The organism is Gluconobacter albidus (assembly GCF_002723915.1).
Taxonomy (GTDB): Bacteria; Pseudomonadota; Alphaproteobacteria; order Acetobacterales; family Acetobacteraceae; genus Gluconobacter; species Gluconobacter albidus.
Genome location: NZ_BEWL01000017.1, coordinates 39483 through 48324, shown reverse-complemented (window position 1 = coordinate 48324; position 8842 = coordinate 39483). Strand labels below are relative to the sequence as shown.

6 protein-coding genes and 1 pseudogene are annotated in these 8842 nt (G+C 56.6%); 4 read left to right on the top strand and 3 right to left on the bottom strand.

Annotated features, from left to right (window positions below):
* The first annotated feature begins 97 nt into the window (after nucleotides 1-97).
* Nucleotides 98-1132, top strand: coding sequence for a retroviral-like aspartic protease family protein (locus GAL01_RS14385; protein WP_082790608.1), 1035 nt, complete (start codon nucleotides 98-100; stop codon nucleotides 1130-1132).
* Nucleotides 1133-1135: 3 nt separating this feature from the next.
* On the opposite strand, the gene amaB is transcribed toward GAL01_RS14385, so the two are convergent.
* Nucleotides 1136-2674, bottom strand: a complete 1539-nt coding sequence (amaB, locus tag GAL01_RS14380) for an L-piperidine-6-carboxylate dehydrogenase (RefSeq protein WP_062027501.1) — start codon at nucleotides 2672-2674, stop codon at nucleotides 1136-1138.
* A 236-nt stretch (nucleotides 2675-2910) separates the two neighbouring features.
* On the opposite strand from amaB, the gene GAL01_RS14375 reads away from it, so the two are divergent.
* Nucleotides 2911-4068 carry an iron-containing alcohol dehydrogenase gene (locus tag GAL01_RS14375; protein ID WP_062027495.1) on the top strand — a complete coding sequence of 386 codons (1158 nt, stop codon included), beginning with the start codon at nucleotides 2911-2913 and terminating at the stop codon, nucleotides 4066-4068.
* Nucleotides 4069-4098: 30 nt separating this feature from the next.
* On the opposite strand, the gene GAL01_RS14370 is transcribed toward GAL01_RS14375, so the two are convergent.
* The gene (locus tag GAL01_RS14370; RefSeq protein WP_062027493.1) at nucleotides 4099-4689 is read right to left on the bottom strand and encodes an NAD(P)H-dependent oxidoreductase; all 591 of its coding nucleotides are present in this window, start codon (nucleotides 4687-4689) and stop codon (nucleotides 4099-4101) included.
* Nucleotides 4690-4812: 123 nt separating this feature from the next.
* Between GAL01_RS14370 and GAL01_RS14365 the strand changes: the two genes are divergently transcribed.
* The gene (locus tag GAL01_RS14365) at nucleotides 4813-5760 is read left to right on the top strand and encodes a LysR family transcriptional regulator (RefSeq protein WP_062027491.1); all 948 of its coding nucleotides are present in this window, start codon (nucleotides 4813-4815) and stop codon (nucleotides 5758-5760) included.
* Here the strand turns inward: GAL01_RS14365 and GAL01_RS14360 are convergent.
* Nucleotides 5735-6637, bottom strand: a complete 903-nt coding sequence (locus GAL01_RS14360) for a S1/P1 nuclease (RefSeq protein ID WP_174694491.1) — start codon at nucleotides 6635-6637, stop codon at nucleotides 5735-5737. The two genes, GAL01_RS14365 and GAL01_RS14360, sit on opposite strands and share 26 nt — an antisense overlap.
* Nucleotides 6638-7182: 545 nt before the next feature.
* On the opposite strand from GAL01_RS14360, the pseudogene GAL01_RS14355 reads away from it, so the two are divergent.
* Nucleotides 7183-8829 (top strand): annotated as a pseudogene (locus tag GAL01_RS14355) (lactate permease LctP family transporter).
* Nucleotides 8830-8842: the final 13 nt, after the last annotated feature.

The window sequence follows — 8842 nt, the reverse complement described above, 5'->3', positions numbered from 1 at the left end:
AATCCTGAGCGGGTTGGTCGTATAAACCATTTGGTTTTTATTACAAAACACGACAGTATCCGTTCAGGACTTCCTGACCAGTCAACAAGGATCAGTGATGGGTAAACTGACCTTGTGGTGCAATCTTCCCGCATTCGTGGCAGCGGCTCTCGTGCTCTGCACGCCTGTACACGCTCGAAGCATCCATGACTGCGTTACCATGAGCGAAGTCCTCCCCTTCCTCAACCCGGCTGGCGCTCCCGTCATCCATGCCCAGATCAATGGCCATGATGTCGGCTCTTTCTTCTCGACATTCACAACACGGACCAGCGTCTGGGATGCGAAAGGCTTTGATTTTTACCGGTTCGACCCTGTCAGAACCATGTCAGTCACAGGAACGGGCGGGAACTATTCCACCACGATCGAAAGCCTCCAGATCGGCCATTCCGTACTCAAGGACATGACAGCATTACTGGTCAACGAGCGGCCACCCAAAACGCCGGATGGTCTGCTTCTGATGATGGACCTCGGATGGGACATTCTTGGACAATATCATCTGCTGATCGACAGATATTCGCAGAAAATTGGGATTTTTACTTACGATACCGCTGCGGACTGCCCGGATATCGGAACACTTCTGAAAAACCCGGGGCCAGCCATTCCCCTGACATCCATTGATGATGAGTCCCCGCAACTCAATCAGATGACGGCTCTTCTGGATGGCCACAAGGTGGACATGCAGATCAATACGAGCGCCAACCGCTCCATTATCCAGCAATGGGTAGCGCGGAAGATGGGGATTTCACGGCGTATGCTCGCGCAGGATGACGAAATCCGCGTTGGCGCTGGCGACGTCCTGCTGGGGCACAGGCATCATTTCAGCACGCTGCAACTCGGCTCACACACGCTGCATGACATCACCCTGGATGTCGTCCCTGATGCGGAATTCAATATTCTGGGAATGGACGTCCTCAAGCATTTCAACGTCCTGATCAACCCTATGGCCGGTAAACTCTGGCTGGAGGACTACGTTCCTCCGCCCGGCCATATGGAGGAAAAGGCCCTCCCTTGGTCGCCGACCCATGACCGGCTGAGCATCACTCACGCCAGCGAGGAAAAGCAGGCTCCTCCTCTCCCCGCCGGACCACAATGAAACTCAGGCTTCTGTCGAACCGCCGTCCACGTCAAACGTCACACCCTGTGCCAGCGGCAGCGTGCGCCCATAATTGATGGCATTGGTCTGCCGCCGCATATAGGCCTTCCATGAATCCGAACCGGACTCACGACCACCGCCCGTCTCTTTTTCGCCACCAAACGCCCCGCCGATTTCCGCACCGGACGGTCCCATATTCACGTTTGCAATGCCACAATCCGATCCCCGCGCAGACAGGAACTGCTCCACTTCCCGGATATCGGTCGCAAAAATCGAAGACGACAGCCCCTGTACCACGTCATTCTGAAGCGCGATGGCCTCCTCGAGTGTGTCATATTTCATGACATACAGGATTGGCGCGAACGTCTCTTCCAGAACCGGCCCCACTTGAGACGGCATTTCAACCAGTGCCGGGCGCGCATAAAATGACGCCTCCCCGTTCACATCGACGCGGGTTCCGCCATGAACCGTGCCGCCCGCATCTGCCGCAGCCTTGAGACTGTCCTGCAACATTGTGAAGGAAGCCGCGTCAATCAGGGGTCCGACAAGCGCCGCTCCCTCGATCGGATTACCGACCGAAATGCTCCTGTAGACATTCACCAGCTTGGGCACGAGCGTGTCGTAAACGCTGGAATGGACGAACAGACGCCGTAATGTCGTGCAACGCTGACCCGCAGTTCCCATCGCGCCGAACGCAACAGCCCGCAGCGTCAGATCCAGATCGGCAGACGGCGTGACGATGGACGCATTGTTGCCGCCAAGTTCCAGAATGGAATGACCGAAACGCCGCGCCACGCGCTCGCCCACGTCACGGCCCATACGGGTCGAACCCGTTGCGGAAATGACCGGCACACGGCGGTCTTCTACCATCAGTTCGCCAATATCACGTCCGCCGACGAGCAATGTGCTGAGCGCAGCTGGCGCATCAGTGCCGAAGCGCGCTGCGGCCTTGAGGAACAGAGCCTGGGTTGCCAGCGCGGTCAGGGGTGTCTTTTCCGAAGGCTTCCAGATCACGCTGTCACCGCAGACCAGCGCCAGAGCCGCATTCCACGACCAGACCGCAACCGGGAAGTTGAATGCCGAAATGATACCGACGGGCCCTGCAGGATGCCACTGTTCCGTCAGGCGATGATCCGGTCGTTCGGAGGGGATCGTCAGGCCGTACAGCTGGCGGGACAGACCAACTGCGAAATCGCAGATATCAATCATTTCCTGCACTTCGCCCAGACCTTCGGACGGAACCTTGCCCACTTCCAGCGTCACGAGCCGGCCAAGCGCTTCCTTGTTCGCCCGCAATTCCTCTCCCAGCAGGCGGACAAGCTCACCACGACGCGGCGCCGGCACCGTGCGCCAGACCCTGAACGCCTCTGCCGCACGGCCGATCGTCGCCTTCGCGTCTTCCGCGCTGATTTCCGCAACTTCCGCAATCCGCTCGCCCGTCAGCGGCGACGTTACCGCCAGAGTACCTCGCGTGTAGAGATCAGCCGACACGCCAAGGCTGTCGAGAAGCGTTGTAACTTCGGAGCGGAGAGAGGCAGCCATCGTTCTTCCTGTCTGGGTTTCATAGCACTTATCCCATTCACAAACCGTTACGACCCGCACGTCAAGATGATCCCGGAAACACTCTCCCCTGACAGGCACATATTTTCCGGTCTGGGTGAAACGCCAAAAAACCGTTAGGATCAGGTCAGACACAGCCATGCCGTCATCCTGCACAGGCCACAAAGGCTGCATTAATGACGGCGCAATCAGAAACACCCGCTCTGAAGGCAGCACCTATGCAGAATTTTGAATTCTACAATCCCACGCGCATCATTTTCGGTGAGAATACGATCCCGAAACTGGCGGAACAGGTCCCGGCCACTGCCCGCGTCCTGATCCTGTTCGGAGGAGCGAGTGCGGAGCGCAACGGAACACTCCCGGCCGTGCGCGAGGCGCTTGATGGACGTTTCACACGGGAGTTCGGAGGCATCGAAGCCAATCCGACCTTCGAGACGCTGATGAAGGCGGTCGAACTGATCCGGAACGAGAAACTGGACTTCCTGCTGGCCGTCGGCGGCGGCTCCGTCATTGACGGCACCAAATTCGTCGCCGCGGCCGTGGATTTCGAAGGCGATCCGTGGAGCATCCTCACGACGCATGGTGCAAACGTCAAAGCCGCGATGCCACTGGGAACGGTCCTTACTCTGCCGGCAACCGGTTCGGAGATGAACAGCTTCAGCGTCATCACCCGTCAGGCCACCCGCGAAAAGCTGGCTTTCGGCAGCCCACACGTCTTCCCGCGCTTTTCGGTTCTGGACCCGACCCGCACCTACTCCCTGCCCGTCCGGCAGATTGCAAATGGCGTCGTGGATTCTTTCGTCCACATCATGGAACAGTATCTTACCTATCCGGCAGACGGTCTGGCTCAGGACCGCTTTGCCGAAGGGCTTCTGCTCAGCCTGATCGAAATCGGGCCAAAAGTCGTTTCAGAACCCGAAAACTATACGCTCCGCGCCAATTTCATGTGGATCGCAACACTGGCGCTCAACGGGATCATAGGTGTCGGCATGCCGCAGGACTGGTCCACGCACAGCATCGGACACGAACTGACGGCGCGTTACGATATCGACCATGCCAGGACGCTGGCCATCGTCCTGCCGTCCATGCTGCGTGTCCGGAAGGAAGCCAAACGCGGCAAACTCCTGCAATATGCAGCCCGCGTCTGGAACCTGCATAACGGCACGGAAGACGAGCAGATCGAAGCCGCCATTGTCAGGACGGAGAAGTTTTTCGAAAGCCTCGAGATTCCGACCCGCCTCTCCGCTTACGAGATCGGCAAAGACGGCATCGACCCACTGCTCGCGCAGCTTGAAGCCCATGGTATGACTGCTCTGGGGGAACAGTCTGAAGTCACTCTGGACGTCAGCCGCCGCGTACTCCAGCTGAGCCTGTAAAACTGGGGGCGGCTCAGGCCGCCCCTCCTTTCACGACGCAGTCCCGATGACCTCTTTCAGATGCTGGGCATAGGCTGCGAGCGTTGCGTCCACATTCGGCGCCTTCATCACGTCCGTCGCCAGAAACGTCGGAAGCGCGGACATACCAAGAAATTCGTGGGCCTTGTGAAAGGGAAAATAAACCCCGTCTACGCCGCGCCCCTCGAAGAAATGATCGGGGTCTGTAAAGGCATCTTCCGGCGCGTTCCAGGTAACCGACAACATGTAATTCTTGCCCTGTACCAGTCCGCCGGAACCATATTTGCGCTCCGGATGCGCGCGACTGCGGCCGTCATTGGCATAAAGCTTTCCATGACCTGCCGTCATGACTTCGTCCATGTATTTTTTGACGGTCCAGGGCACGCCCATCCACCAACCGGGGCATTGGTAAATAACCAGATCGGCCCACAGGAAATGTTCGACCTCCTGCTCGACGTCATATCCGTCATCAATTTTCGTCTGGCGAATTTCGTGCCCGCTTTTAGAGAGGATGTCAGCAGCACAGGCCTGAAGCGTGTCATTCAGCCGCCCGTGGGAATGGGCAAAGGCCTTGCCGCCATTCAGAAGAAGAATTCTTGTCATGATTGCATATCCATTGTTGTCCCATTCCGGGTCCGTTAGAGCATCATGGACTTATGAAACCCACTTGATAAGCGTCGCGATCTCCACAAAATCTGTGAAGCAGTTTCACAGATGAGGCAGAAAATGGACAACCGTTTCGGCGAGATGAAAATCTTTCTACGCGTGGTGGAGAGCGGCAGTTTTTCCGAAGCCGCCCGCCTGTCCATGATGACGCCCTCCACGGTCAGCAAACTGATCGGGCGCGTGGAAAGTCGTCTGGGTGTTCAACTTGTAGAACGCTCGACCCGTAAACTGTCCATCACACCCGAAGGACTAGCCTATTACGAACGGGCGCAGGCCTTGATTGCGGAACTTGACGACATCGAAGGCTTCCTCTCCAGAAAAACCGTCCAGTTAACAGGTACGATACGGATCAATGCATCCGTGGCGTTCGGAGCGTTAATGGTGGAGCCGCTGCTGCCGGAATTCTGGGCGACATATCCTGACATCGTGGTGGATCTGTCCCTGTCGGACGAAATGGCAGACCTGTATCTGGACCGAACGGATATCGCGTTCCGGGTGGGAAAATTGCAGGATTCGAGCCTGACCGCGCGTCATCTGGGAAATGTCCCCCGGCTGATCGTCGGGGCACCGGATTATCTGGAGCGGTTCGGTCGGCCTGAGAGCGTGAGCGACCTGGAGCGTCACCGGTGTCTGGGATTCAATTTCCGGCGCGCGGCTCCGGTCTGGCCGTTGCAGGATCGCGGACGGATCGTGGACCGGATCGTCCGGGGGCCGCTCCTGGCCAATAATGGCGAAACCGTCAGACGCGCTGCAATCCGTGGCGCCGGGCTGGCCCGGCTGGCGGAATATCATGTCCGCAAGGATCTGATGGCGGGGCGCCTGGTTGAAGTTCTTGCAGATACAGGCACACGGGACGAGGAGGAAATCCACGCCCTCTATCAGGGCGGAAAACGGGTCCCGCAACGCATCCGGGCGTTTCTGGACTTCGTTGTTCCGCGCCTTCAGGCCAGTCTCAGCCCCGATTTCAGCTCCGGCCGCGACCTCAGTCGTTACCCAGAGCCGTGTTGAGAACGGCAGCCAGGCGCACGCCAGCCTGCTCAAGACGCAGTTGCATGATCGGCCAGGTCAGTTCGGTATAAGCTTTGCCAACATCGGCGCCCTTGTTTGCCGGAAGCGCGCCATAAGCCACGCTGCGAGCCAGTGAATGGCTCTCGTCGGCCCAGTTGACAGTGGCATCGTGAACGTCGCCAGCCGCCAGATCCTGCACCCAGTATTGCGCCTCGTCCGGCGTAATCAAGGCTCCGAGGCGATCGGCTTCCTGCTTCGCGCGGGCGGGTTCGATGCTGTAGAACGGACCAACATGCAGGTTCGCTTCATGGTCGATCACCCCTTCATCCCATAGGGAATGCAGATTCATGTGACCATTCGCGTTATTGCCGAAATAGGTCAGGTGAATCGCATTGCCCCCCATGTCCTTGTTCCGCTCGGCGGCATGCAGGGGTTGGTGGATGTCCCCCATCAGGTGAACGACCCATTTCAGCGCAACCAGACGGTCCTGAGGCGATGCATGCGTATCAGCAAGGACACTGATTTCTTCGGGAAGTTTTTCAACAACACAGGCACGGTCCGGACAGTCGCGGGCCTGATCATAAGCCGGATGAGACACATCGATATCGACGTAATGCCATTTCAGCGTCTCGGGAGCGCCCCCCTTCTTCTTCGGAACATGGCCGATCGTATCGGGCCATGAGGCGACCTGATCGAGGGTCTGATGATTTTCAAGCGCCAGCAGGGCTGTGGCAGCCTTCTGGGCCTGCGGCGTCAAACGCTCTTGTGCGATATCTGCCACGATGGCGTGACCATACGGCCCCCAAGCAAATGCGCTGGAAGAAAAAGCAAGCATGCCGGCCCCGATCAGGGACGCACAGAGAACACGAAACTGCATGAAAAACCTGACTGCCCATCTCTGGAAATGACGTTACCTCTGTTTCTCACCCTTTCGGGAGCACCACAAGGCATGGCGTTGTTACAACACGTGCAGGTCCTGAGGAATTACGCAGAGGAGATCCGCAATAAAAAATCTCTGGAATGGCCTCATATCATTCACAATTTTTGATCCGGGAAATAAATTTTCTTCCACCAAAAAACTACACCACTCAATATTACGGATGATCGACATCCAATCATTGGATTTATTTCATATCATCCCGAGATAGTTTCTCGTTCACGTCGACAGAGAGAGAATTTTCTCCAAAATTCCCTGCATCTATCAGGATACTTTACCGATAAACATGAAACGCCATTCAAATTGAACTGTAGCTTTATTCTTGATAATCCAACTATTAAAAACAGTATGTCATAAAATTTACCATAAGGAACAAAATATCATCATTGCCATTATTATTTTCAAAAAATACCATTTACCCAAGAAAGCACGACAAAGACACAACTCGCTTAAAATCACTTAATTTTTATTTTGGAGGCTCCAGAATGTCACCCTGGGCACAGGTTTACGATCCAATAGGCAACATCTGGATTTCTGGAGCAGTCGCCCTTATTCCAATCCTGTTTTTCTTCTTCGCCCTTCTTTATATGCATATGAAGGGTCATATTGCCTGCACCATTACTGTAGGTATTACTTTCGCACTCGCTGTCCTGTTTTACGGAATGCCTGTTTTCACAGCCCTGGCCGCCTGCCTGTATGGCTTCGCTTATGGATTATGACCGATTTCGTGGATCATCATCGGTGCGGTTTTTCTGTACAAGATCTCCGTCCGGACGGGTCAGTTCGACATCATCCGCCATTCCATTTCCACCGTTTCAAAAGACCAGCGCATTCAACTCCTGCTGGTCGCGTTTGCTTTCGGGGCCTTTCTGGAAGGAGCGGCCGGCTTTGGCGCGCCTGTAGCCATCACGACAGCCCTGCTCGTCGGGCTTGGTTTTCCGCCGATCTATGCCGCCGGCCTGTGCCTGATCGCTAACGCTGCACCCGGTGCATTCGGCGCCATGGGTATTCCCGTGATCGTCGGCGCGCAGGTGATCGGGGCAGAACCTTATGCTGTGGGTCGCCTGGTCGTGATGCAGCTTCTTCTGATCGGCATCATCATTCCGTTCTGGCTGGTCGCGGTTGTGGACGGGGTCCGAGGCATTCGTGAGACGTGGCCTGTCATTCTCTTCACCGGCGTCGTCTTTGCCCTCACACAATCTCTGACGACACTGCTGATCGGACCGGAACTTCCTGACATCATCGCACCGCTGGTGACGATGGTGGCCATCCCGGTCTTTCTGCGGTTCTGGAAGCCAAGCCAGGTTTTTCGTTTCGACACCGGCGATACGGCCGCCGATGCCGTGGTCGACACCACATCCTATACGCCGTCGCAGATCCTGCGGGCATGGTCTCCGTTCATCATTCTCACGATCTTCGTCGCCGTCTGGAGCATCAAGCCCTTCAAGGCGCTGTTTACGGCGGGTGGCCCACTGAACTGGACGGTTCTCGTCATCCAGTTTCCGGGGTTACACAATCTGGTGCTGAAAACGGCTCCGATCGTTGCCAGCCCGACCCCTTATGCCGCAATCTTCAAGCTGGATTTCATATCCTCTGTCGGAACAGCCATTCTGCTGGCCGGTGTGGTGACTGTTCTGTTCCTGAAGATGCGCCCTGCAGACGCCCTGAGGACATTCCGCGACACCCTGCATGAACTGCGTATTCCGATTTACGCCATCGGTATGGTGCTGGCTTTTGCATTTCTCGCAAACTACTCCGGCCTTTCCACCACGCTGGCTCTGGTTCTCGCCATGACCAAGGGCGCTTTCACGTTCTTTGCTCCGCTTCTGGGCTGGCTCGGGGTGTTCCTCACAGGCTCCGATACGTCGTCCAACGCCCTGTTTGGCGGACTTCAGGCAGCAACCGGACGGCAGATCGGGGTGAGTGGAGAGCTTCTGGTTGCAGCGAATACGGTGGGCGGCGCCGTAGGAAAGATGATTTCTCCACAATCCATCGCCGTGGCTTCGGCGGCCGTCGGGCTGGTCGGACGCGAAGGTGAACTGCTTCATTTCACTCTGAAATGCAGCATCATTCTGGCCGTTCTGGTGGGACTGATCACGACAGCGCTGGTTTTCATGGGAGTAGGCACCTGACTCATCGCTGAAC

What these genes read in the sequence shown, in the direction of transcription:
- GAL01_RS14385 (WP_082790608.1), top strand. Translation starts at nt 98, where the DNA reads ATGGGTAAACTGACCTTGTGGTGCAATCTTCCCGCATTCGTGGCAGCG.
- amaB (WP_062027501.1), bottom strand. Translation starts at nt 2,674, where the DNA reads ATGGCTGCCTCTCTCCGCTCCGAAGTTACAACGCTTCTCGACAGCCTT.
- GAL01_RS14375 (WP_062027495.1), top strand. Translation starts at nt 2,911, where the DNA reads ATGCAGAATTTTGAATTCTACAATCCCACGCGCATCATTTTCGGTGAG.
- GAL01_RS14370 (WP_062027493.1), bottom strand. Translation starts at nt 4,689, where the DNA reads ATGACAAGAATTCTTCTTCTGAATGGCGGCAAGGCCTTTGCCCATTCC.
- GAL01_RS14365 (WP_062027491.1), top strand. Translation starts at nt 4,813, where the DNA reads ATGGACAACCGTTTCGGCGAGATGAAAATCTTTCTACGCGTGGTGGAG.
- GAL01_RS14360 (WP_174694491.1), bottom strand. Translation starts at nt 6,637, where the DNA reads ATGCAGTTTCGTGTTCTCTGTGCGTCCCTGATCGGGGCCGGCATGCTT.